The following is a 22,937-nucleotide window of genomic DNA, read 5'->3' as shown; positions in this document are numbered from 1 at the left end:
CTCTAATGGACAGGTGACAGATCTGGTATCGGCCGTTTCCGAGGAAGACGCGGCCCGGGTACGCGAACTCCTGGCCGCCGGGGCGGATCCCGACGAGCCGGACGACTACGGAACCACTCCCCTTTACCGGGCCGCAGTACACGGTTCCACCGAAATAGTGCGTCTGCTGCTCGCCTACGACGCCGACCCGCAACTCCCCGGCGAGGCGGACGACGAAGGGCTGCCACTGTGCGCGGCGGCGTGCTGGAACCATATCGGCGTCGTCGAGGCACTACTGGCCGCCGGAGCCGACCCCGACCTCCCCGAGCCGCCGCATCCGGAACAGCTCGGCCCCGGCACGCCACCCCTGCTGTGGGCGGTCCGCAACGGCCACCGGGAAACAGTCGAGCTGCTGCTGGCGGCCGGAGCCGACCCGGATATTCCCGGAACCCCGCTGACGATCGCCGCCTGGGGCGGCCGCTACGGGATCGTACGGTCGCTCCTGGCGTACGGCGCCGACCCGGCCCATACGGACGAACTGGGTCGTACTGCCCTGACCGTCGCGACCGAACTCGCGTCCGCCGACCCGGTCGCACTTCTCGTCGAGCAGTGGGGTGAGCCCGGTCGCGAGTTCACGGTTCATCGCCGCCCGGCCGGCGACGGTACCGAGGTGATCACCCTGCGCTACGGGAGCGGGGAGACATCGATGCAGAACGGGCACGCGGTCATCGCCGACCTACTCGGCGATATCGCCCATCGGCCCGGACCGGTCGAACCGGGCCGGCGATGACGGTCCCGGGCGCGTCCTCCCCGACCGAGGCGGCCCGGCGCGACCGGGGCGCCTCGGCCGGGGAGGATGCGAGAGGCTCCGGATTCCCTCGGCGTAGAGCGGAATCCGGAGCACTTCCCGGGCGGGGTCTCGAGAATCGGCGCACAGCCACTACCTCTTTCTCATCGGGCGGTATCGTCCGCGACGATCAGCCGCGAATCCTGGCCAGGAACGCGGTCACGTTCTCCTGGATCTGCACGATGCGGGTCTCGGGATCGAAATCGTCGCGATAGGCGCGGCCCATCGCGGGCGTCTTCTTCCGGCGGGCGTACAGCGAACAGGCCAGATCGTCACAGATATAGGTCCCGGTCGAATTCCCGCGCCGTCCGGCTTCACCCGCCTTACGGGCGGTCATCAGCACTACCCCACCGTTGGTGTGGGTGGTCGAACAGATCGTGCACATCTGCGACCGACGCGGTCCGGAGGTTTCGTAGCGCAGCGCGACACCCGCCGGACCCTGCTCCTCGGGCACCACGAGATAGGCACGCCCGGGCGCTCCGGGATCGGACCAGCCCAGGAAGTCCAGATCGTCCCAGGGGCGGTCGGCCAGGTCGGTGGGTAACGAGAGACGTTTGGCGTCGCCTTTCGAGCAATTGACGAACGACGCTCTGATCTCGCGTTCGGTCAGGGGTTCCATGGTCGTATCTCCTTCGATCATCGGGATGGACAAACCGCGACAACTTATCGGCCTGGCCGTACCCGGGCAAGCGGTTTTCCGGTGCCACCGAGCCGGGCCGTACCGAGTTCCGCGGCCACCGCGGCCGCTCCGCGCCGCCGCGATCGGGTCGGCGACAGGCCCGCGGCGTTTGGCCGAAAGTGCCGATCCCGACCTCGGTCACCGCCTTAGAGTGAGGGAGGCCACATTGGCGACAGGAGTGTGTATGAGCGCGCGACGCCCGGTGTCGATCCTGATCATCGGCGCCGGATTCGGTGGTATCGGTATGGCGATCGAACTACACCGGCACGGTTTCGACCGCATCACCATCCTGGAGAAAGCCCAAGACCTCGGTGGTGTGTGGCGGGAGAACACCTATCCCGGCGCGGCCTGTGATGTGCCGTCACCGCTGTACTCCTACTCCTTCGAACAGAAACCCGATTGGCCGCAGCGCTACTCCGGCCAGGCGGCCATCCACGACTATCTGCGCGGGGTGACCGACCGGCACGGTCTGCTCGACCGTATCGAGTTCGGCGTCGAGGTCACCGAAGCGGTGTTCGACGAACAGGCGGGCACCTGGACGGTACACACCGCCGAGGGCGGCCAGCGGACCGCGGACGTGGTGATATCCGCGGTCGGGCAGCTGTCGCGGCCCCAACTGCCCGCCATCCCGGGGGTCGGCAGTTTCACCGGCCCCGCGTTCCATTCGGCACAGTGGGAGCACGATATCGATCTCACCGGAAAACGGGTCGCCTGTATCGGCACCGGGGCGAGCGCCATCCAATACGTTCCGCAGATCCAGCCGGAGGTCGAGCAGCTGACGCTGTTCCAGCGGACCGCCGCCTGGGTGCTGCCCAAATTCGATACCGACTACTCCCCCATCCAGCACAAGCTGTTCGCCCGGATTCCCGGAATGTTGCTGGTGGAGCGGCTCGGCTGGTGGCTGACCGCCGAGATCTCCTCGCTGGGTCTGGTGGAACTGCCGATCATCAGCCGTCTCGTCTCCCGGATCGCGGCCCGCAACCTGCGCGAGAACGTCGACGATCCCGCGCTGCGGGCCGCACTCACCCCGGACTATCCGATCGCCTGCAAACGCACCCTGTTCTCCAGCGACTACTATCCGGCGCTCACTCAGCCCAATGTCGAAGTGACCACATCGGGAATCACCGAGATCACCCCGCACGGCGTGCGGACCGCCGACGGCATCCTGCACGCAGCCGATGTGATCATCTACGGCACCGGCTTCAAGGGCACGGAGTTCCTCTGGCCGATGCGTATCACCGGCAAGGGCGGACGCGAGCTCGCCGAGGTGTGGTCCGAGGGCGCGCATGCCTACTACGGAATGACCGTCCCCGATTTCCCGAATCTGTTCCTGGTCTACGGACCCAATACGAACCTGGGGGTCGGGTCGATCATCTACATGATCGAATCGCAGTCCCGCTATATCCGGCAGGCGGTGCAACTGCTCGGCGACAGACCCGGCCATGTCCTCGAGGTGCGCGCCGATACCGAACGTGCCTTCAACGACGCGCTGCAGAAACGCCTCGAACGCACCCCGTGGAATTTCTGTTCCAGCTGGTATCGCAACGCGGCCGGCAAGATCACCAACAATTGGCCGGGGACGGTCACCCGGTATCGCCGCCGGGTCCGCAAACTCGATCCGCGGGATTACACCCTGACACCCGCCGCGTAACCGCGCGCGGAAGTCCTCGCCGGGCCCCGCCGCGCGATCATCCTCACATGTGCTCCTGATCTCTGGGCCGGGCGGCCTCGCCCTGCCAGGCTGACCTCCGGGACCGAGGAGGTGGCGAAGGTGATCGCGACACAACACGGTTGGGCGCCGGAGGTGTTCGAGACGGCCGCCCGGACGGCGGGGTTCGATCTCGACCCGTCCCAGCGGGATGCCGCCGCCCGCCTGCTACAGCTGGGCAGCGAAATATCTGGCCGCCGAATATCTTTCGTACGGAACACCCCCCGCGGGGTGTACGTGTGGGGCCCGGTGGGCCGCGGTAAGAGCTGGCTGGTCGACACCTTCTACGACGCCGTACCCGCCACCCGGAAACGGCGGCTGCACTTCCACGAGTTCTTCCGGGAATTCTACACCCGCTACGCCGCCCACCGCAGCGAGAAACGAGCATGCGACCGTGCCGTCCGGGAACTGCTCGGCGACTACCGGCTGGTGTGCTTCGACGAGTTCCATGTGCACGACCCTGGAGATGCCACGATCATGGCCAAGGTCATGGACTCACTCTTCGCCCAGCGGATCACTCTCGTCGCCACCTCCAACTATCCGCCCGCCGGCCTGCTGCCCAACCCGCTGTTCCATCATCTGATCGAACCGCTGGCCACCACGCTGGAGAACACGCTGGATATCGTCGAAGTCGCCGGTCCCCACGACTACCGGCAGACCCGGCGGCCCGGCACACCCGCCGCGGAGTTCGAACGCGGCGGCTTCCTCTGGCCCGGTACCGGCGCTCAGCTGGCGGAAGCCGGTCTGGTGGCGCCCACCCCGGCCGAACGCCGCTCGGTCCCCCTCGGTGATCGCGCGGTAACCGCCCGGGCGGTACGTGGTGACGCCGTCTGGTTCGATTTCGCCGATCTCTGCGACGGCCCGTACTCGACCATCGACTATCTGCGCCTGGCCGACCGGTTCCGGCACTGGACGCTGTCCGGTCTACCCCCGCTGTCCACCACCGACCGCGAGGCCGCGCAACGTTTCGCCAACCTCGTGGACGTCCTGTGCGACCGCGACCGCCGCCTGCACCTGGTCGCCGCCGCGCCGCTGGCCGAATGCCTCACCGGTGACCGCCTGCCACCCGATATCCACCGCACCGCCAGCCGCCTCGCGCTACTACCGGGCGCCGCCGCACCGGTCCCCGCGGGCGATCAGTAATCCGGAAACAACCAGAGTTCCTGCGCCGCGGTCGCCCGGAGGAACGCGACCAGCGACCGCACCCTCGACAGCGCATACCCGTCGTCGCTGTCGTGCCCGAACAGCGGCACCGTAACCTCCCCGTTCCCCGCCCGCTCGAGCCAGTCGTCGAGCCTTCGCAGCAGTCCCCGCACATCCTCCGGGTCGAACAGTTCGTACAGGCTGAGTCCGAATTCATCAGAGACCCACTCGTCGTAGACCTGCCCCCGGATTCCCGTCGGGTCACCGTCGGACGGCCAGAACACCCCGCCCGTCGCGAACTCGCGCGGCAACTCGTGGAACGGCTCCAGTTCGGCCGGGTGCAGCCATCCGAACTCGCCGCGTTCCGCCGGTGACATCTCCTGCAATCGGCGGAAGGCCCCACTATCGGTCACCCGGCTCTGGCTGGGCCGGACGGCGTACACATCGAGTCCCATAGTTCGAGCCTAAGGTGCGCGCCCCAGCCGCGCAGACCACGTATTCCCTCGTTCCCCCTCCGCTACGGCCGGTGAACGAGGCTTGCCACAAGGCATCGGGCGACCGGGCATACATGGACCGGCGACCCGGCGCCGTTCCGGGCCGATCTCCGAGGACTTCGATCCGGAGCCGCACGCCGGACGGCCTGTCACGAGGTGCCGCGCCGACCACCACGCGGAACGTCGCGGAACGCGACTTCGTGATCGGACCGCGCCTCGCGGGGCATACCGAGGACCCGTTCACTGAACTCCTGTTCAGGGGTTGTGTCGAACAGCATCTGGTCCTCCGGGCGGCCTCGGTTCCGCTGCGGCGCGGTACGAACGCGGCGCGGGTGCGCGGCCGACGAATCGGCACCGCCGCCGTCGGCGCTCCATGAAGTCGAATACCGTACGGTATGCCGCTCTCGCAAGAGCCGAGGCCGATAGTGCTGGTAGGAGGCGTGGCCGCGAGCAGCCAACGGGGATGAACACCGTCTGTACCAAAGGGTTTCGCGCCGGGGCGGCCGGCTACCGATATCGTGTCCACATCACCGGCGACAGGGAGGGGTGATCGGGATGCTCGTCATCGCCGATAAGCTCAGATCGGGCGCGGAGAAACGGGTCGTCGGCTGGCTCCGGAAATGGGAGGGGGACTACCGGGTACCCGGAGTCGCGATCACCAACTGCTTCATCTCCGGGCAGGAGGTGGACCTGGTGATAATCACCCCGTACACGACCGTGGTCGGCGAGGTCAAAGGCGTCGATCCCGAGGTCACCGGCAGTGTCCTGCAGTGCACCACCAACAGCCGATGGAAGGTTCCCGGATCCGAGGGCGACCCGGTCAGTGTGCGGGAGAACGACACCACCCCCTACGACCAGGTCCGCGACGGGGTGTTCAAGCTGAAGGCCGCCGCCGGACAGGCGGGCGGCAGCGCGTTCGTCACCGGTCTCGTGGTCGTGGTCCCGCCGCGCGGTTCGACCATGCGGCTCGAGAAGAAATCGGCACCGCCACCGGGCTGCGATGTCCTGCTGTGCAATACCCAGAATCCGCTGCGCGCCTGGTTCCACCGCGCCCATCACCGCAGTGCCGTGGTCTGGACCGCGGAGCAGGCCTACGCGGTGATCGAAGCGCTCGAATACGGTGACCGGACCACGATCGCCGAACTGGCCGAGGAGGGTTTCCCGCTCGATTCGAGCCTTCCCGCGGTCGAACCGCTGCCGGTCCCGGCCGCGCTGCCCGCACCGGATCCGGCGGCGAGATCCGTTGCGGCGCTGCCACCGGCCGCCGCACCCCATGCACCCGCCCTGCCGCCGGTTCCGAAGGACGCTCCGAGTAGTCTCCCCGGCCCGGCAGCGTACGAACCTACGGCGCAACCACCGCCGCGACCGGTATCCGATCCACCGCCACGACCGACACCGCCGGCATCCGATCCACCTTCGGCACCGGCATCGGAACCAGCGGCGGACATGGACCCGACACCCACTTCCGATCGGCGCCGCACTCACCTGCAGACCGCGGCGGCGTTCGCCGCGATCGCCGTCATCGGGGGCGGATTGTGGCTGCTGGCCCGAGGCGGTGGCGGGGAGCCCGAGCCCCGCGAAACGGTCGACCAGCACCAGATCAGCTCGATCACGCAAGCACCGCCCCCGCCGCCCGGGGCCGGGGTACCGCCCCCGCCGCCCGCGCCCCCGGCCACCACAGTGTGCTATCCGTTCCAATCGAACTGCTGACCGGCGATCCGGGCATGGGCGGTGTCCGCTGCCGGCCGCGCTCCGCGCGAGCAGCGCCGCCGCACCAACGCGGCGCGGGCAGCCCGCGCGGTTCGGCAATGCCGGTCGCGTGGAATCGGGCTTCCACGGACGACGCCCGACCTCGGAGTGGCCGCTCACCCCGCTCCGGCGTCCCCCGAACATCCCGCCGACGCGTACGGACCGGTCGAGGTCTGTTCGGAGACGATCCGGTCGCCGACCAGGATCCGGCAGGTGACCTCGCCGCCGTCCGCATCGTTGATCGCGGTCAGCGAGACCATCGTGCCGAACCCGTCGATGGTCACCTCCCGGCGCCACGGCAGTGCGGCGGCCGTCTCCCCGGCCATCCCGAGGTCGTTATCGAGGTAGGTGATCGAGACATCGTCACCGGTGCCCTCGACCCGGTAGGTCACGGTGACCGCGGGCCCGGATCTGTCGCCGACCTCGTCCGATACCCCCGCGACGACCGCGAGACAACCTCCGACGAGGCAGAGGACCAGCAGTGTGACCCCACCGACCGCCCACGACCATCTCGCCCCTCGCGACGAGGGACGGTAGTGCGCGGACGACGATCCGGCGAGCGGGTCCGGCCCGCCCGCGTACTCTCCGGGTCGCCCGGGACGGTACCGCTGCTCGCCGGGAGGATCGGCCAATGTGAACTCCTCTGATCGGGGGCACGCCCCGCGCGCCACTAGGAGGTGGATCACATTCGATGGGATCAATGTTACATCGCTATATTTCCTGTTCACAGCCCTTTCTCCGGTCGCGTATCCGGCGATCGGCGTCCCTGTGCCGTCCGGCCGAGTCTCCTGCTCGAGCGGAGGTGACCGGATGGGGACACGAGACCGTGGACCGCGGGCCGCGCCGGTGGGAAGCTCGTAGATGACCGCGTGCCGATTGCCGAGGACGGTGAGCCATGGTTGTCAGAGCGAACGGGGAGACGAGGCCGGGGAACATCCGCAACGTGGTGCTCGTCGGAAGTAGCGGGTCGGGTAAGACCACCCTGGTGGAGGCGCTGGCACTGGCCGCCGGTGCGGTGAACCGGGCCGGCCGGGTCGAGGACGGCACCTCGTTGTCGGACTACGACGAGATCGAACAGCGCCGGCACCGGTCGGTGCAATTGTCTGTGGTCCCGGTGCACTGGGCCGGGGTGAAGGTCAATCTCGTCGACACCCCTGGATACGCCGATTTCGTCGGTGAGCTGCGGGCCGGGTTACGCGCGGCGGACGCGGCACTCTTCGTGGTGTCGGCGGCCGACGGCGTGGAAGGCGTCGGCGGAGCGACCCGGGCGCTCTGGGAGGAATGCACGAGCGTGGGAATGCCGCGGGCGATCGTGCTCACCCATCTGGACACCGCACGCGCGGACTTCGAGGAGATGCGGCAGACCTGTCAGGCGCTGCTCGGCGGCGGATCGACCGAGAATGTGCTGGCGCTGCATCTACCGGTGTACGGGCCCGCGAGCGCCGACGGGCACCGGCCGGCCACCGGCCTGATGGAACTACTCGAACAGCGGGTCGCCGACTACTCCGGCGGCGAGCGGACCTGGGCAGAACCGGCGGACGCGGATCGGGCGCTCGCCGCGCGGGCGCGGGAGCGTCTCATCGAGGGGATCATCGCCGAGAGCGAAGACGAAACGCTGATGGATCGCTATCTGGGCGGCGAACCGATCGAACTCGCGGCCCTGGTGGCGGATCTGGAGCGAGCGGTGGCGCGCGGCCGTTTCCACCCGGTTCTGTTCGCGGCACCCGCCACCGGCGAAGGACGACAGGGGCTGGGCACGATCGAATTGCTGGATCTGGTGACCGCGGGATTCCCGGCACCCGCCGAGCATGCGGTCTCGGCGCGGCGGCTGACCGACGGTGCCGAGCCGGTGGCCCTGCACTGCGATCCGGCGGCAGACCTGGCCGCCGAGGTCGTCCGCACCTCGTCGGACCCTTATGTGGGCCGCGTGTCACTGGTCCGGGTGTTCGCCGGCACGCTGCACGCCGATGACACCGTCCGCGTTCGCGGGCACGGACCGGGGTCCGACCACGACGACGAGGAACGTATCGGCGGGGTCACCGCGCCCTTCGGCAAAGAACAGCGGCCGATGAGCGAGGCGGTGGCCGGCGATATCGCCTATGTGACCAAACTCGGCCACGCCCGCACCGGCGATACGCTCTCCGCCGCCGGTTCACCGCTGCTCATCGAGCCCTGGCCGATGCCGGAACCACTACTGCCCACCGCTATCCGCGCCCACGGCAAGAGCGACGAGGACAAACTCCCACAGGGACTGGCCCGGTTGGTCGCGGAGGATCCCGCGCTGCGGGTGGAGAACAACGAACGGACCCATCAACTGGTGCTGTGGTCGCTGGGGGAAGCGCAACGTGATGTCGCACTGGAACGGTTGCGCAACCGGTTCGGTGTCGAAGTCGATGTGGAGGAGACCCGTGTCCCGCTGCGCGAGACCTTCGCGGAAAAGGCCGGTGGGCACGGACGTCATGTGAAGCAGTCCGGCGGGCACGGTCAGTACGCGGTCTGCGAGATCGAGGTGGAACCACTCGCGGAGGGTTCGGGAATCGAATTCGTGGACAAGGTGATCGGCGGGGCGGTACCCCGGCAGTTCATCGCCTCGGTGGAGAAGGGGGTGCGGGCGCAGGCCGAACGTGGGGTGACCAGTGACAATCCGCTCGTGGACGTACGCGTCACCTTGCTCGACGGCAAGGCCCATTCGGTCGACTCCTCCGATGCCGCGTTCCAGACCGCCGGAGCACTGGCGCTGCGTGACGCGGCGGGCAGCAGCCGGATGGCACTGCTCGAACCCATTGCGCTGGTAGAGGTCCGGGTTCCCGACGATCATCTGGGCGCGGCGCTGACCGATCTCTCGGTACGCCGGGCCCGGATACTGGGCACCGAACCCGCCGATCCGGGCCGCACGCTGATCCGCGCCCAGGTACCGGAATCCGAACTCGTGCGCTACGCCACGGAGCTACGGTCGCTCACGCACGGCGTCGCCCAGTTCACCCGCGAGTATCTGCGGCACGACCCGATGCCGGCCCAGTTGGCGGAGAAGGTCCGCGACCGGCCGGCCGGGGCGCGCTCCTGAATCGTCCCGCCGGACCGAACTCGGCCCCTTACCGAGAGCAGCACTGCCCTGGTCACCGCGCGCCGCGGAACCGGATTCCGACAGGGCCGGTGCCCTGGTGACGGTCCGCGCCCCCGCGATGGCCGGCCGGTCACCGTCACCGCGGTTCCGGGGCATCGCGTAGTTCCTCGATCCGCTCCCGCAGCCGATCGAGGAACTGCTGCGGATCGTCGAATTCCGCCGGGTCGAGCGGGTTTCCGAAGCGGACCGTCACCCGGCGGCGCCGATCGAAGGCCCGGCGTCCGCCCCGCAGCCGCCGCATCGGCATGACCTCGTCGGTGCCGGTGGTACCCACCGGCACCACCGGGACACCGGTTGCGAGAGCTAGTTTCGCCACCCCGGGCTTGTACGGTTCACGCTCGCCCGGCGCGACCAGCCGTCCCTCCGGGTAGATGATGAGGACTCCCCCGTGCCGCAGGATCTGCTCGCCCGCGGCCAGCGCGGATTGCCCGGACGCGCTGTCGCGGCGCACCACCGGGATCTGTCCCAGTCGCCGTACCAGCCACCCCACGACCGGCCAGGCCCAGAGTTCGGCCATGGCGATGGCCACCGCCCGCCGCCGCAGCGCGCCCCACAGGAACACCGCGTCCAGCATGGAGATATGGTTGCCCGCTACGATCACGGGCCCGGTCCGCGGGACCAGTTCACGTCCGATCACGGTGACACGCACGAACTTCGACCACGCCAGCGCCCGCAGTACCCGCCGCACCAATTCGGTGGTCAACCCGGCACGTTTGCCGAGACCTCTGGGCCGCACGGCCTTCTCGTTCATCTCCACCCCGTAACTCGCCGCCGGTGAGCATCCGCACCGGTCGGTACCCATCATCGTCGCCGGATCCGGCCGCGGGATCCGGGAAACTACTCATCCGCCGTTCACGACGTGGACACGAGCCTCCTCTGGAATCCAGTGACCGACGCCCTCCAGGACCACCAGCCGATACGGACCGGTCATACGATCCGCGGTGGACGACCGCTCGCCGTACGCCGTGGTCACCTCGCAGTACCGGGGCCGAGCAGTTCGATCTTGCGCTCGAGTACCGACCGCTCGCGTTCATTGCCGCAGCGGACGATCGCGCGTTCCAGTTCGGCGCGCGCCTCGGCGGTACGCCCCAACCGGATCAGCAGTTCACCGCGCACACTGGGCAGCAGATGCGAATTCGCCAGTTCCCCCGCGGCCTCCAGATCGTCGACGATCGGCAGTGCCGCCGCCGGGCCTCGCGCCATCGCGACCGCCACCGCCCGGTTCACCTCGACGATCGGCGACGGGGCGAGCCGGCCCAGTGCCTCGTAGAGCAACACGATCCGATCCCAATCGGTATCGGCCACCGACGGCGCGGTCGCGTGGCATTCGGCGATCGCGGCCTGCAACCCGTAGATCCCCAGGCCGCGCCGAACCCGTTCGGCGCGGGCCAGGGCCGCCCGGCCGCGGCCGATCGCCGAACGGTCCCAGCGGCGGCGGTCCTGGTCCTCCAACAGGACCGGTGCACCGTCGGGGCCGGTGCGGGCCGGAAACCGGGCGGCGGTGAGCTCCAGTAACGCCAGTAGGCTGTGTACCTCGGGTTCGTCCGGGACGAGCCGAGTCAGCACGCGCGCCAGACGCTGGGCTTCAGCGGCCAGATCGAACCGGATGAGGTCGGTTCCGGAACTGGCCGACGAACCCTCGGTGAATATCACGTAGATCACGCGCAGCACCGATACGAGCCGATCCGGACGTTCCGCCGCCGGTGGGATCTCGAACGGCACCCGGGCCGCGGTCAGCGTTTTCTTCGCCCGGGTGATCCGCGCCTGGACGGTGGCCGTCGGTATCAGGAAGGCCCGGGCGATCTCGTCGCTGGTGAGACCGCCGATCACCCGGAGAGTGAGGGCCACCCGCGCCTCCGGGGACAACACCGGATGACAGGAGACGAACATCAGGGCGAGGACATCGTCGTCGATCCGGTCCGGATCCCACAGCACCTGCTCGGCGGCCCGCACCGGATCCACCGGGTCGCTGCCCGCAGCTACGCCGCCCTCGCCCAGATCGCGGGCGAGGGCGGCGTAGCGATCGTCGAGGGCGGCGCGGCGCCGGAATCCGTCCACGGCGCGGCGCCGCCCGACGGTGAGCAGCCAGCCCGCCGGGTTGTGGGGCACCCCGTCGCGCGGCCAGGTCACCAGGGCTTCGGCCAGGGCTTCCTGGGCGAGATCCTCGGCGAGGCCGAACTCACCGGTGTAGCGGGCGAGCGCACCGACGATCCGCGCCGATTCGATCCGCCACACCGCGGCCACGGCCGCACGGCCCTCGTGCCGATCCACGGTCCGGCCGGTCAGAGCTGTCCGGTGGCTTCGCGCCAGGCGCGTTCCTTCTGGATCCAGATATTGTCCTGCGGGAATTCGTCGATACTGCTGACCCGGCGGATCTCGGTTTTGAAGCCGGCCCCGGTCATCGGCATCCGCTTGGCCCATTCGACGGCCTCTTCCTTCGAGGCGACGTTGAGGATGTAGTAGCCGTTGAACAGTTCTTTGGTCTCCCCGTACGGTCCATCGGTCACCACCGGGTCCTGCGACGAGTAGTCGACGACGACTCCCTCGGCGGCGTCGTCGAGGCCTTCGGCGGCGAGCAGCACCCCGGCCCGGATCAGTTCGTCGTTGAACTTGCCCACCGTCTCGAGCATTTCGGTGAAGTCGATATCGCCCATCGCGGCGAAGGCTTCGTCGGTGGCACGCATGATCAGCATGTATTTCATGGTCTGGTCTCCTTGTCCTCAGGGTCCCTTCCGGACCCTTTCACCCATAGGTCGAATGGGTGGCCGGCGGATCGACAACCCGCCGGAGATTTTTCCCGAAAGTCGCGACTCGGTTCCGTTTCCTCGGCGAATCGGCCGGAACGTGCTGGCCAGTGGCATACTTTCCGATCAGGACAAAGGAATCGAAGTGTGGCGTATGAGGGCGTCACCGGCGATCAGTTCTCGAGGTCCGGTGTGGCCCCTCCCATCCGAAGGGAGTTGTTATGACCACCGACCCCACAGCACCGGCCGCCGGTAGAACCGCGGCCACCGGGGCCCATGCGACCGGCACCGGCGAACGGCCGGTGAAACAGGCCGTCGCCGGCGGTACCTCCATGGCGGCAGCGGCCCTGCTACTGGTCTCCGGATTCATCACCCTGTTCCAGGGGATCTCCGCGGCCGCCAACGACGACGTATTCGTCGCCGGTCCGAACTATGTCTACGAACTGGACCTCACCAGCTGGGGCTGGATCCATATCGTCTTCGGTATCCTGCTGATCCTCACCGGCCTGGCGCTCTTCACCGGAGCACTGTGGGCACGAATCACCGCGATCGGGCTGGTCTCCCTGTCGATCGTGGCCAACTTCCTGTGGATCCCCTGGTATCCGCTGTGGTCGATCCTGATCATCGCGATCGATATCGTGATCATCTGGGCCATCGCCACCTGGGATACCGATCGGGTCTGAGCTGATCCCGGCAGGGACGGCACCGTAGCGCGCCGGCCCGGGAACCACACCGCCGGCGACCACGCCGGCGACCGGTTCGCGGGCCGGCCGGTGCGACCGCGATCGGATGGCGATCGCGGCGGCCCCGGTGGGCCAGGAGCCGTCGGCGATCGTTTCGCTGTTCCGGATCGCGGCCGCCGCACCCCGGTGAGGTGCTCAGGCGACGGCGCGTGCGCCGAATCCGGACCTCGGTGCCCGCCTGATGCGGCGCATCGGCACATTTCCGGTCATCGGGGCCGGCTCGACTGTGCCCAGGATGCTTGTCCCATGGGTGCGGACGGGCGGAACGACCGTGGTCGCGCGGGAAACTCGGTCAGCCCGTGGTCGTGGATGATCGGTATGCCGTAGCGGTGTTCGAAGGCGCCCTGCAATTCGAGGCCGGTTTGCACAGTGCCGCAGACAGCGACCCGCACCGACGAGGTATTCGGCTGTGTGTCGGCGGGCAGATCGGACAGTTGCGTGTACACGGACGGTGCCGCGGAGATATAGGTGGCGTGGGTGCGTTCGATCCGGTCCAGGAACACGGCGGGACCGGCGGGCTCGGCGACGGTGGCGCGGCCACCGGAGAGCAGTGGTGACAGGATGCCCAGTGCGATGCCGTCGATCCGGAACAGCGGCAGAATCGACAGGCTGTGGTCGGTATCGGCGAGTGCGAATATCTCGATCGCCAATCGGCACAGGGCGTTGAGGTTCAGATGATCGAGCGTGACGATCTTCGAATGGTCGGCAGTGCCCTCGGTATGCACGAGTAGTGCCGGTGTGTCGTCGCAGGCCCGCGCCGGCTCACTCGTGTCGAGGACCGCCCCGGTGAGCCGGTCGGCGGAGACAACGCATCGGACCGGATAAACGCACGCGAGTTCGCGCGCAGCGATCAGGACTCCGGCGCCCGCGCGGGCCATTCGGTCACCGGCGTCTCCGGCGGGCAGCGCCGGGTCGATGAGGGTGACCGCGGCGCCGGCACGCCAGGCGGCGAAAAGGGATACGACGAGGTCGGCTGTGTTGGGCAGCATGACAGCGACCACGGCGCCCGGCGCGACACCCGCGGCACGCAGGGATGTCGTCGCCCGCCGCACGGCGTCCAGAAACCCGATGTTGGTCAGGTCGGTGTGCTCGTCGGCGACTGCCGCGGCGTGTGGCGCGGCATCGGCACGGCAGTCCGGAAGGGTCGCAAGATTCATGGAGCTCCTGGAGAGGTGTCGGGGATCCGGGGCCGCGCACCCGCATCGGCCCGGGAGTCCGGGGAAGTCATCATCGATCCTCGACGCAGCGGTGCGGTTGTCCTGCTCTTACGGTAGGAATCCTCGGCCGCCGGGTCGTCGTCGCGCGGTGATGAAGTGCCCGGCGAACTTTGTCGCCGGAGAACAAGCCGACCGGGTGTTCCCCCGAACGTTGGGCGCGGGGGTACGGTTGGCAGCGTGACGATCGCGCGTCACGACCATGAGAACGCAGACCGCGTCATCGCGGCGATCGCCGCCCGGTTCAACGAACGGGTGAGCGAGATCAGCGCGGCGATCCGCGCCTATATCGAAGGCGATATCGCCGATCTGCGGCGTGATCAGCACACCGGCGATCTACTGGGTGCCAGCGTCGAAGCCAACGTCGCCACCATCCTGCACGCCCTGCGTTACGACCTCTCCGTCGCCGATATCCAGGCCGCGCCCGCCGTCGTGGACTACGCCAGACGTCTGGCTCAGCAGGGGGTACCGGCCAACGCTTTGGCCCGGGCCTACCGACTCGGCCAGCGACGCCTGACCGAGCTGGTGTTCGCCGAGTTGCACACGATGGCGATACCCGCGACCGACCGGATCGGTGTGGTCGAACGCATCACCCCCATGCTGTTCGAATACATCGACCACATCACCGAGCAGGTACTGGTCATCTACAACGACGAGCGTGAGCAATGGCTGGAAGGCCAGAACAATATCCGCGCGGTGCGGGCACGCGAAGTACTGGGGGGTCGCATGACCATCGACGTCGACGCGGCGACCGAGGCGATTCGGTATCCGCTGCGCTGGCACCACCTCGCGCTCGTCCTGTGGTATCGCGAAAGCGAGATCGACAGCGATGTGATACCGGGCCTACAGCGGTTCGTCCGCGATCTGGCCGATTTCCTGGGTGCCGCGTCGAGCCCACTCGTCGTCGCGGCGGATCGGGGAAGCGTCTGGGCCTGGCTGCCCTACCGGTCCGCGCAAACGGGGCTGGGGGCCGGCATCCGGAAATTCGTATCCGCCCGCCGCGACGCCCCGGATATCGCGATCGGCACCCTCGCCGAGGGCATCGAGGGCTTCCGCTACTCCCACCGCAGTGCACAACGCGCCTACTCCGTCGCCCTGGCACACGAACTGTCCACGCCGAGCGTCGTCGCCGCCGAGGATCCCGGACTGACGACCGCGGCGCTCCTGGGCGGCATCATCGACGAGGCGCGCTACTGGGTGGGCGAGGTACTCGGTGACCTGGCCGGCGACAACGACAACGACAAACGCCTACGCGACACCCTGCGGGTCTTCCTCCGTACCGGATCCAGTTACAAAGCCGCAGCCAACGAGCTGAACCTACATTTCAACTCGGTCAAATATCGGGTCGGGCGGGCCATCGCGCGACGCGGGCGAGCCATCGACACCGACCGGCTCGACGTCGAACTCGCCCTGCTGGTGTGCCACTGGTACGGTCGGCCGGTCCTGCGCCCGGACCCGAAACAGTAGGTACCGACCAGCCGAGGACACCTGCTCATCGGGTGCCGGGTAGCGCCGATGATTTCGTACGGCGTTCCGACACCACAGCTGGCAGGATCATGCACCGTGAGAGTGTCGGAACTCGGGATCTATGTACCGCAGATCGTCTCGGAATTCGCTCCCCTGCTCGATATCGCCCGGACCGCCGAGCGCACCGGATTCGATCAGCTCTGGCTTTTCGACCATCTCTGGTCACCCGGGCTGCCCGATCACCCGTCCCTCGAGGCATGGACCACCGCGACCGCGCTACTGACCGCCACCACCACGCTGCGGGTGGGCGCGCTGGTGCTCTGCAACAATTTCCGGCATCCGGTGGTACTGGGCCGGATGGCCACCACGCTGGATGTCATCTCCGGGGGCCGGGTCGAGTTCGGGCTGGGCAGCGGGTCGATTCGCGACGAGCACACACGCACCGGCCTCGCCTGGGGCTCGGCCGCCGAGCGTGCCGGACGGCTGGGCGAGGCGCTGGAGATCATCACCTCGATGTTCGCCCGCGAGCGCACCACGTTCGCGGGCGCACACTATCGCGTCGACGAGGTTGCCAATGTGCCCGGCCCGGTGCAGCGGCCCCGGCCGCCGATCCATATCGGCGGCGCCGGGCCGAAGTACACGCTGCCGCTGGTCGCCCGCTACGCCGATGTCTGGAACATCCCCACTTACGGCCTACCGGATCAGCGGCGGCTGTCCGGTCTGCTGGACGCCGAATGCGAACGGATCGGCCGCGACCCGGCCGATATCCGCCGCTCCCACCAGGCCGTCCTCGCCCTCGCCGCCGACGAGCGCGAGCTACCCGAGGTCGAGGCCCGGGCCCGGCGTCACTTCGGCGCGGATGCGTTCGCACTCGACGAGGGATACGTGGGCACCCCGTCCATGGTGGCCGACCAGCTCGCGGAGCGCGCCGAGCAGGGTCTCGACGCGGTGATCTTCATGGTCGGTGCGAAACAGGCGGCGGCGACCATGGAGCTGTTCGCCGCCGAGGTCGCCCCGCGACTTCCGCGCTGACCCTCCCGTGCTGTCCGGACGGCGGGCGCCAGGACCCGGTCGGTCACCGCTCGCTGCCGGCTCGATCTGCGGTCAGGAATTCGGCCATGGCCGACGCGACAGCCGCGGGCCGGTCCAGCATGGACAGCACATAGGCGTCGGGGATCTCGACCAGCCGGGCGCCGGGGATCAGTTCCGCGAGCCGGCGGCCGTGATCGCGGGGCATCACCTTGCCCGCCGACGACCAGAGGATCAGGGCGTCGCCGGTGAACCGGCTCAGCGCTTCGGTGTCGGCGACCAGATCCCGGGCACGGAAACCCGATCGGGTGTAGGCGAGCAGATCCCGGCGGATGCGGGGGTCCCGTAGTCCGGGTTCGGTCCAGCCGCGCACCAGTTCGTCCGGGAGCGGTTCGCGGGCCATCCAGCCGAAGAGCAGCGGTAGGGCGCGCAGCCGGGCGATCCGCATTTGCCGCAACGCCAGGACCACTCCCCCCGGCAGGTAGCTCGCCACCGTCGCCGTCTTCCCGGGCAGGCCGGGCGGGAAGTTGTCGAACGCCTCGCAGGGCAGCACGATCATCCGACCGACCCGTTCGTCGAGTCCGTAGGCGGTGAGAAACAGCGAACCGCCCCAGTCGCTGTGGACCAGCACCACATCGTCGAGATCCAGCGCGGCGAGGAAATCGGCCAGGAGTCCGTTCAGTCCGCGCATGCTCAGATCGGTACCCGGTTCCAGTGGGATCGGATGTGCGCCCAGCGGTAGGTCGGGCCGGATATAGCGGAACCCGGGCGGCAGCAGCCCGATCGTCGTGTCCCAGACCGTGTGATTCATCAGTAGCCCGTGCAGCAGCACCACAGGCGGGCCCTCACCTTGCTCTACATAGTGCACCTGACCTGAGGGAAGGTGAACCGTCGGCATCCGCTTACCCCTTTCGAGCGATCGCTCTAGAGCGTTTGCTCTATTCTGGAGCGGTGACCGAGAAGATGTCAACCAGCACCCGCGACCGGCTGATCACCGCGACCGTCGAACTGCTGCGCTCCCGCGGCTACAGCGGAACCGGCGTCAAACAGATCACCGTGGCAGCGGGCGTACCGATGGGGTCGCTGTATCACCACTTCCCGGGCGGTAAGCCCGAACTCGCCGCGGCCGCGCTACGGGCGGCGGGTACCGCCTACGGCGAATTGATCCCGCTGCTGCTCACCCCCTACCCGGACCTGCGCGAGGCGCTACCCGCGGCGTTCGCCGCCGCGGCCGAACAGATCGAGCAGACCGGATGGATCAATATGTGCCCGGTGGGGACTGTCGCCGGTGAGGTCGCCGACGCCGAACCCGCGCTGCGGGAGGTCCTCGCCGAGATCATCGACGAATGGATCACCGGCGGCACAACGTATTTCGTATCGCGCGACCTGCCGCCGGATACCGCACGAGAACTGATCCTGGGTATCGTCACCGCCCTCGAGGGCGCATTCGTCCTGAGCCGCACCCTGCGGTCCACCGAACCGCTGCTGGCCGCCGGGCGCGCGATGAGCGCACGTCTCGGCGAACTGCTCACCACCCCGGAACGCACCGGGCCCGGATCCGCCGATCCCTGAGAATCGGTCCGCAGCCGAGTCCTCGACACCGACGCACCGCCGCCGCCGCCATCGCAGCCGTCCTCGTCGACAACGCCATCCCCACGACAGCGGCACCGGCCGGCGCAAGCGCTGCCGAGCAGCACGGCCACGATGACGATGACGCCATGCCCACCCCCACAGCGGCCGAACGCACGCTCATGCCGATAGCGGATGGCTGATTGTCGGTGTCCGTACCGAATTTGTTGTCGTGCGGGCGTGGCCGATGTGCGGTCCGCTCTTGACGTCGGCCGATCGGGCGCTTCTCATGTCACCTTGATGACGACCTGCCCGGACCAATGCGATCGCTCGGGTCGGCGCACTATGTGCGGCAGTTCGAGAGCCGAACAGCCGCCGAGGCTCCCCATCGCGCGATCCGCTCGCGAAACTATATGCGGTAGCACCCGGCCACGGTCACTGAGAGCCCGGCTTCCCGCACGGATGGTCGCTACCGGTACCGAACGACCCGATGCTGCCGACTCAGTTCGTGCGCGGGTGGTCCTTATGCGGGTGCCGGATGGAGTCGCCACCCTTTGTCTCGTGCAGCCGGCCGAACCGGCTGGCGAGCAGATGTGCCATGCTCTCGGCCGCACCCCGACAGGCGTCGTCGATCGTCGCGGCGTTGTGGGTCACCGCGACCGGCTGCTGACCGGTTGGACGAGCCTGCAACACGCATCGCTTGTCGCCTGATCCACCTTTGCCCGCGTTCTGATCACTGAGGTGGGCTTCGATGCTGACGACCTGGTCGCTGAAGCGCTCGAGCGTCGAAGCGATCTCCTCCTCGACGTGCCGGATCAGCTTGTCACCGCTGTCGATGTTGCTATCGGTGTTGATCTGAATCTGCATGTGCGATCCATTCCGGTAGGTGGTCAACTGTTACTCGGACAGAGGCGGATGGTGTTCCTTGTCGACTCCGCCGCCTGCTTCGCCTATACCCCGGTACTCACCGTAATCCCCGATGATTATCGGACCGAGAGATCACTATCTGCGGTAACTCCCGGCGCGACTTCTTCGAGGTTCTGGTCGCGAGTCGAGACGCGCGCGTACCCGATCAGGGCTCTTCCCCCGCCGATCGGGTCCAGGGCATCGCCATCGAGGGAAAGCGCTTCGAGCGCATCGGTATCCGTCACCCGAGATTGAACATCAGTTGTTGAACAGACAGACTTTACGACGCGTTTTTCGAACAGTCGCCGATTTCTATCGACCTGGGCTGTGACTCGCAGCCCGGAGCGGGTTTGCGCATTGTCAGATGGCGTCGCGATCCCACATCCGGTCACACACGCCCTGCAGGTCGGGAACCGGCGTCCACACTGGGCAGCCGGCCGGGAGCGTCGGCCACTGCCACGGCTCCATGTGGGGTAGTCAGTAGTCGAATCACCCGCCGTATGCGAGAGGGCCACCACGGTTCGGCTGGCGGCCCTTCTGGTCAGGTCGACTGCTCAGGTGTGCTGTGTGGTTCCTGCGTAGCTGCCCCATTGGACTTCGGCGATGTCGTTGTCTTCATCGTTGTAGGTCGTGTCGATCCGATATGCCCGGAAACTCACCTTGTGCAGGACATCGGTGGTGCCGTAGCGCATGGGTGCGCGGCGCAGCCGCCGACCACACCCCTTGGAATCAATCATCTAAGGCTTTGCGGTTCCGACGCCCTTCACCACGGCGCGGTCCATGAACCCGAACAGGTAGCCCGCCACCCGGCGCATCTGGATCTCCTCCGCACCCTCGGTGATGCGGTAGCGGCGGTGATGGCGGTAGATGTGCTCGAACGGGGTGTAGCGCGAATAGCCGAGGCCGCCGTGCACCTGCATGGCGCGATCGGCCGCCTCACAGCACAGCCTGTTGGCCCAGTAGTTGCACATCGAGACCTGTTCCGAGACCGCGAAAGTGCCGTAGGTGTCCATGGACCAGGCGGTCTTGTGGACCAGCGCGCGCAGCATCTCGCACTGGGTGTGCAGTTCGACCAGCTGGAACTGGATCGCCTGATTCGACGACAGCGGTTTGCCGAACGGTTTGCGTTCGTTGGCATAGGCCACGGCGCGATCCACACAGTACTGGGCGGCACCGAGACTGGACGCGGCCTGCCGGATGCGGTTCTCGTTGAAGAAATGCTGGACCACGCCCAGACCACGGCCCTCCTGGCCGAAGATCGCCGAATCCGGGACACGTACCTCGGTGAGCGAGACCCGGGCATGGTCGGTGGGCATGTTGAAGGTCCACAGATATTCCTCGACCCGGAATCCGGCCGTATCGGTGGGCACCAGGAACGCCGTGATGCCACGGCCCGCGCCCGCGGCGCCCGAGGTGCGGGCGAAGATGAGGTCGGCGTCGGCGATGTGCACGCCGGTGTTCCAGGTCTTGGTGCCGTTGATAACCCATTCGTCGCCGTCGCGGACGGCGGTCGTCTCCATATGGGTGGCATCGGAGCCGTGTTCGGGTTCGGTGATACCGAAGGCGAAGAAGCGGGTCCCGGCGGCGAGACCGTCCACCCACTGCGCCTTCTGCTCCGCGGTCCCGTATCGCAGCATCAGCAGCAGGCCGACATTGTTCGCCACGATGGCGTGCTCGTTCTGCAGATCGCAGTGCAGGCCGAGTCCGCGGCGGGCCAGATGTTCCCGGATCACCGCCATCCCGAGATTGGTGCCGTCCCGGCCGCCGAACTCCCGGGGGAAGGCATAGCGATAGTGACCCGCGGCGTCGGCCCGGCGCCGGGATTCGGCCAGCAATGCCTCCCAGTCCTCGGTGGGCAGGCCGTCGCGGTCCCAATCGGTGCGGGCGTCCTCGCGGCGATGGTCGAAGAACCGGATGTTGTCGTCGGCCTGTTCGAGCGGCCGGATCTCGCGTTCGATGAACTCGTCGAGTTCGGTGAGATAGGCCGACAGGTCGGCGGGCAACTCGAAATCCACGGTCTCTCCTATGCTTTCGCGTGGGGGCGGATCTGCATGAGCAGATCCCATTCGATTTCCGATACCCGGCGCCCGCTGGCGGCCATGACGATATCGCGGACGGTGCCGTCGAGATGGGCGGCCGCCTGCTGGGCCAGCCCGACCCCCCAGTACAGCGTGCCCATCACCTTCCACCAGCGGTAACGATCCAGATCGAAGGTCCCACCCGCCTCCTCGTAGCCGCCGACGAAGGTCGCGCGGTCGGCGAAACCGCCGAATTCTCGCGCATCCTCACGGAAACGCCACATCCGCAGCGCGGGCCAGGCGACATCACGCATGGGATCACCGAACCGCTGGGTCCCCTCCCAGTCCAGTACCGCGCGCAAACCGTCGGCGCCGATGATCAGGTTGCCGTTGCGCATATCGGTGTGCACCAGCGCGGGAGCCGGCGGTGGGCCGGGCAGCCGCTGCTCCAGCCAGCGCAGCGCGAGGGCGAAGACGGGCCGGTCGGACAGCAGCGCGCGGGCACCGGCCGCGACCTCGGCCAGATGTCCGGCGGCCGGATCGGCGGCTGCCGCCGGAACCGATTCCGGTGCGGTCGCGGGGTCGATACTGTGCAGCCGCGCCATGGCCGCACCCCACTGGCGCGCGGTCTCCGTCGCGTTTCCGGAGGCCGCGAGGGCCCGTAACACCTTGCGCGGCACCGTCTCTCCGTCGATATGCTCGGAGACGACGAACGGTTCACCTACATAGGAGGTATCGGTGCAGACCGCGACCACGGCCGGCACCGGTACCCCGTGTGCCCGGGCGAGTTCGCGGACCCCCGCCTCGGCGTCGACCGGCATCAATTCGACGGCGGGCGGCACGAGGGTCGCCACCAGGCGGCGCGGCGTATCCGCCACCGTGGCGGTGAAGGCGATATTGCGCCGCCGCGCGCCCGCGGAGAGGAACTGTAGATCGCTGATCGTGACTGGCTCACCGAACGCGCCGGTCAGATAGTCGGTCAGGCCCCGGACCGGATCCACGGTCATTCGCCCTCCCAGCTGTCATAACCCGGCTTCGCGATGGCGAGGTCGGCGCGGACCACTTCGGCGAGGGCCTGCCACAGCGCCTCGTCGTCGCCGACCGGGATCGCCGCGAGCAGTTCTCGCTCCCGGACCGCCGCCGCGGGCCCCAACTCGACTTCGCGCCCCAGGATGCGGGCCAGGTTCGCGCCGACCCGGGCTCTGTGCTGCAGATCGGGCGGTAACGCCGGCAGCAGCGTGCCCTCCAGCAGTTCGGCAAGTGATTCCAGCAGCTCGGCTGCCGTCGGGCGGTTCTGCACTACGGCTCCCCTCGATCGGTTCCGGCTCGGCGGGACAGGGCCGGCGATGCCGCGGGCAACTGGCGAGCGACCACCATCCGACCTCCTTGTCGTCGCTACGGGCACGCGGTGAGACAAACAGTAGAGGATGTTCTCATCGTCGCACCAGAGTTCCTGGGTCCGGCCGGAGCGGTCTCGGGGCCGGACGGGTGGCCGTGCCGAAGAAATACCCGGCGGTACGTAAC

General features: G+C 68.1%; 23 protein-coding genes. 9 read left to right on the top strand and 14 right to left on the bottom strand.

Annotation, left to right across the window (positions count from 1 at the left end; all coding sequences use genetic code 11):
- Positions 1-13 precede the first annotated feature (13 nt).
- Positions 14-769: an ankyrin repeat domain-containing protein gene (locus IEY68_RS18685; protein ID WP_058853654.1), complete on the top strand. Its 756-nt coding sequence runs from the start codon at positions 14-16 to the stop codon at positions 767-769.
- A 187-nt stretch (positions 770-956) separates the two neighbouring features.
- On the opposite strand, the gene IEY68_RS18680 is transcribed toward IEY68_RS18685, so the two are convergent.
- Positions 957-1,445, bottom strand: coding sequence for an FBP domain-containing protein (locus IEY68_RS18680; RefSeq protein WP_058853783.1), 489 nt, complete (start codon positions 1,443-1,445; stop codon positions 957-959).
- Positions 1,446-1,689: 244 nt separating this feature from the next.
- Between IEY68_RS18680 and IEY68_RS18675 the strand changes: the two genes are divergently transcribed.
- Together IEY68_RS18675 and zapE are read left to right on the top strand one after the other, a co-directional pair.
- Entirely contained in the window at positions 1,690-3,156 is a 1,467-nt protein-coding gene (locus IEY68_RS18675; protein ID WP_058853653.1) for a flavin-containing monooxygenase, read from the top strand.
- A gap of 120 nt (positions 3,157-3,276) precedes the next feature.
- On the top strand, positions 3,277-4,356 hold the full coding sequence (zapE, locus tag IEY68_RS18670; RefSeq protein ID WP_199804871.1) for a cell division protein ZapE: 1,080 nt from the start codon (positions 3,277-3,279) through the stop codon (positions 4,354-4,356).
- Here the strand turns inward: zapE and IEY68_RS18665 are convergent.
- On the bottom strand, positions 4,350-4,811 hold the full coding sequence (locus IEY68_RS18665; RefSeq protein ID WP_058853652.1) for a hypothetical protein: 462 nt from the start codon (positions 4,809-4,811) through the stop codon (positions 4,350-4,352). The genes zapE and IEY68_RS18665 overlap by 7 nt on opposite strands.
- A 188-nt stretch (positions 4,812-4,999) precedes the next feature.
- On the bottom strand, positions 5,000-5,128 hold the full coding sequence (locus IEY68_RS36800) for a hypothetical protein (protein WP_267886553.1): 129 nt from the start codon (positions 5,126-5,128) through the stop codon (positions 5,000-5,002).
- 277 nt (positions 5,129-5,405) lie between these two features.
- Here IEY68_RS36800 and IEY68_RS18660 point away from each other — a divergent pair, with 277 nt between their 5' ends.
- Positions 5,406-6,560, top strand: a complete 1,155-nt coding sequence (locus IEY68_RS18660) for a nuclease-related domain-containing protein (RefSeq protein ID WP_229718870.1) — start codon at positions 5,406-5,408, stop codon at positions 6,558-6,560.
- A 155-nt stretch (positions 6,561-6,715) separates the two neighbouring features.
- Here IEY68_RS18660 and IEY68_RS18655 read toward each other — a convergent pair whose 3' ends face one another.
- Positions 6,716-7,231, bottom strand: a complete 516-nt coding sequence (locus IEY68_RS18655; RefSeq protein WP_062998636.1) for an MmpS family transport accessory protein — start codon at positions 7,229-7,231, stop codon at positions 6,716-6,718.
- 263 nt (positions 7,232-7,494) lie between these two features.
- Between IEY68_RS18655 and IEY68_RS18650 the strand changes: the two genes are divergently transcribed.
- Complete coding sequence (locus IEY68_RS18650) at positions 7,495-9,663, top strand: elongation factor G-like protein EF-G2 (RefSeq protein ID WP_058853648.1); 2,169 nt, start codon at positions 7,495-7,497, stop codon at positions 9,661-9,663.
- A gap of 136 nt (positions 9,664-9,799) precedes the next feature.
- Here IEY68_RS18650 and IEY68_RS18645 read toward each other — a convergent pair whose 3' ends face one another.
- From IEY68_RS18645 to IEY68_RS18635, 3 genes are all read right to left on the bottom strand, one after another.
- A complete protein-coding gene (locus IEY68_RS18645; RefSeq protein ID WP_058853781.1) occupies positions 9,800-10,474 on the bottom strand; it encodes a lysophospholipid acyltransferase family protein in 675 nt (224 codons plus the stop codon).
- A gap of 218 nt (positions 10,475-10,692) precedes the next feature.
- A complete protein-coding gene (locus IEY68_RS18640) occupies positions 10,693-12,033 on the bottom strand; it encodes an RNA polymerase sigma factor (protein ID WP_058853780.1) in 1,341 nt (446 codons plus the stop codon).
- Positions 12,006-12,425, bottom strand: a complete 420-nt coding sequence (locus tag IEY68_RS18635; RefSeq protein WP_058853779.1) for a YciI family protein — start codon at positions 12,423-12,425, stop codon at positions 12,006-12,008. Before IEY68_RS18635 ends, IEY68_RS18640 begins: the two co-directional genes overlap by 28 nt.
- A gap of 374 nt (positions 12,426-12,799) precedes the next feature.
- On the opposite strand from IEY68_RS18635, the gene IEY68_RS18630 reads away from it, so the two are divergent.
- On the top strand, positions 12,800-13,150 hold the full coding sequence (locus IEY68_RS18630; protein WP_229718869.1) for a DUF7144 family membrane protein: 351 nt from the start codon (positions 12,800-12,802) through the stop codon (positions 13,148-13,150).
- A 266-nt stretch (positions 13,151-13,416) separates the two neighbouring features.
- On the opposite strand, the gene IEY68_RS18625 is transcribed toward IEY68_RS18630, so the two are convergent.
- Positions 13,417-14,367 (bottom strand): AMP-binding protein, encoded by a 951-nt coding sequence (locus IEY68_RS18625; RefSeq protein ID WP_058853646.1) that lies wholly within the window; start codon positions 14,365-14,367, stop codon positions 13,417-13,419.
- 237 nt (positions 14,368-14,604) lie between these two features.
- Here IEY68_RS18625 and IEY68_RS18620 point away from each other — a divergent pair, with 237 nt between their 5' ends.
- Both IEY68_RS18620 and IEY68_RS18615 read left to right on the top strand, forming a co-directional pair.
- The gene (locus IEY68_RS18620) at positions 14,605-15,891 is read left to right on the top strand and encodes a PucR family transcriptional regulator (protein WP_058853645.1); all 1,287 of its coding nucleotides are present in this window, start codon (positions 14,605-14,607) and stop codon (positions 15,889-15,891) included.
- A gap of 96 nt (positions 15,892-15,987) precedes the next feature.
- Positions 15,988-16,923, top strand: coding sequence for an LLM class flavin-dependent oxidoreductase (locus IEY68_RS18615; protein ID WP_058853644.1), 936 nt, complete (start codon positions 15,988-15,990; stop codon positions 16,921-16,923).
- Positions 16,924-16,966: 43 nt separating this feature from the next.
- Here the strand turns inward: IEY68_RS18615 and IEY68_RS18610 are convergent, their stop codons facing one another.
- A complete protein-coding gene (locus IEY68_RS18610; RefSeq protein ID WP_058853643.1) occupies positions 16,967-17,818 on the bottom strand; it encodes an alpha/beta fold hydrolase in 852 nt (283 codons plus the stop codon).
- 53 nt (positions 17,819-17,871) lie between these two features.
- On the opposite strand from IEY68_RS18610, the gene IEY68_RS18605 reads away from it, so the two are divergent.
- Positions 17,872-18,492 carry a TetR/AcrR family transcriptional regulator gene (locus tag IEY68_RS18605; protein WP_229718857.1) on the top strand — a complete coding sequence of 207 codons (621 nt, stop codon included), beginning with the start codon at positions 17,872-17,874 and terminating at the stop codon, positions 18,490-18,492.
- A gap of 498 nt (positions 18,493-18,990) precedes the next feature.
- Here the strand turns inward: IEY68_RS18605 and IEY68_RS18600 are convergent, their stop codons facing one another.
- The 5 genes from IEY68_RS18600 to IEY68_RS18580 all read right to left on the bottom strand — a co-directional run bounded on the left by IEY68_RS18600 (position 18,991) and on the right by IEY68_RS18580 (position 22,713).
- On the bottom strand, positions 18,991-19,356 hold the full coding sequence (locus IEY68_RS18600; protein WP_058853777.1) for an HPF/RaiA family ribosome-associated protein: 366 nt from the start codon (positions 19,354-19,356) through the stop codon (positions 18,991-18,993).
- A 593-nt stretch (positions 19,357-19,949) separates the two neighbouring features.
- Positions 19,950-20,132 carry a hypothetical protein gene (locus IEY68_RS18595; protein ID WP_156426054.1) on the bottom strand — a complete coding sequence of 61 codons (183 nt, stop codon included), beginning with the start codon at positions 20,130-20,132 and terminating at the stop codon, positions 19,950-19,952.
- Complete coding sequence (locus tag IEY68_RS18590) at positions 20,133-21,410, bottom strand: acyl-CoA dehydrogenase family protein (protein WP_058853642.1); 1,278 nt, start codon at positions 21,408-21,410, stop codon at positions 20,133-20,135.
- An 8-nt stretch (positions 21,411-21,418) separates the two neighbouring features.
- On the bottom strand, positions 21,419-22,420 hold the full coding sequence (locus IEY68_RS18585; RefSeq protein ID WP_058853641.1) for a phosphotransferase family protein: 1,002 nt from the start codon (positions 22,418-22,420) through the stop codon (positions 21,419-21,421).
- On the bottom strand, positions 22,417-22,713 hold the full coding sequence (locus IEY68_RS18580; RefSeq protein ID WP_058853640.1) for a DUF6285 domain-containing protein: 297 nt from the start codon (positions 22,711-22,713) through the stop codon (positions 22,417-22,419). The genes IEY68_RS18585 and IEY68_RS18580 overlap by 4 nt, the downstream gene beginning before the upstream one ends.
- Positions 22,714-22,937 lie beyond the last annotated feature (224 nt).

The organism is Nocardia jinanensis, from assembly GCF_014645735.1.
Classification (GTDB): Bacteria; Actinomycetota; Actinomycetes; order Mycobacteriales; family Mycobacteriaceae; genus Nocardia; species Nocardia jinanensis.
Note: the sequence above shows the minus strand (reverse complement) of the source record. Positions and strands in the feature narration are given on the sequence as shown.

Coding starts and splice junctions, on each gene's coding strand:
- IEY68_RS18665 (WP_058853652.1), bottom strand. CDS start 4,811: ATGGGACTCGATGTGTACGCCGTCCGGCCCAGCCAGAGCCGGGTGACC.
- IEY68_RS18585 (WP_058853641.1), bottom strand. CDS start 22,420: ATGACCGTGGATCCGGTCCGGGGCCTGACCGACTATCTGACCGGCGCG.
- IEY68_RS18650 (WP_058853648.1), top strand. CDS start 7,495: ATGGTTGTCAGAGCGAACGGGGAGACGAGGCCGGGGAACATCCGCAAC.
- IEY68_RS18680 (WP_058853783.1), bottom strand. CDS start 1,445: ATGGAACCCCTGACCGAACGCGAGATCAGAGCGTCGTTCGTCAATTGC.
- IEY68_RS18630 (WP_229718869.1), top strand. CDS start 12,800: ATGGCGGCAGCGGCCCTGCTACTGGTCTCCGGATTCATCACCCTGTTC.
- IEY68_RS18635 (WP_058853779.1), bottom strand. CDS start 12,425: ATGAAATACATGCTGATCATGCGTGCCACCGACGAAGCCTTCGCCGCG.
- IEY68_RS18610 (WP_058853643.1), bottom strand. CDS start 17,818: ATGCCGACGGTTCACCTTCCCTCAGGTCAGGTGCACTATGTAGAGCAA.
- IEY68_RS18600 (WP_058853777.1), bottom strand. CDS start 19,356: ATGCAGATTCAGATCAACACCGATAGCAACATCGACAGCGGTGACAAG.
- IEY68_RS18660 (WP_229718870.1), top strand. CDS start 5,406: ATGCTCGTCATCGCCGATAAGCTCAGATCGGGCGCGGAGAAACGGGTC.
- IEY68_RS18645 (WP_058853781.1), bottom strand. CDS start 10,474: ATGAACGAGAAGGCCGTGCGGCCCAGAGGTCTCGGCAAACGTGCCGGG.
- IEY68_RS18595 (WP_156426054.1), bottom strand. CDS start 20,132: ATGATTGATTCCAAGGGGTGTGGTCGGCGGCTGCGCCGCGCACCCATG.
- IEY68_RS18625 (WP_058853646.1), bottom strand. CDS start 14,367: ATGAATCTTGCGACCCTTCCGGACTGCCGTGCCGATGCCGCGCCACAC.
- IEY68_RS18675 (WP_058853653.1), top strand. CDS start 1,690: ATGAGCGCGCGACGCCCGGTGTCGATCCTGATCATCGGCGCCGGATTC.
- IEY68_RS36800 (WP_267886553.1), bottom strand. CDS start 5,128: ATGCTGTTCGACACAACCCCTGAACAGGAGTTCAGTGAACGGGTCCTC.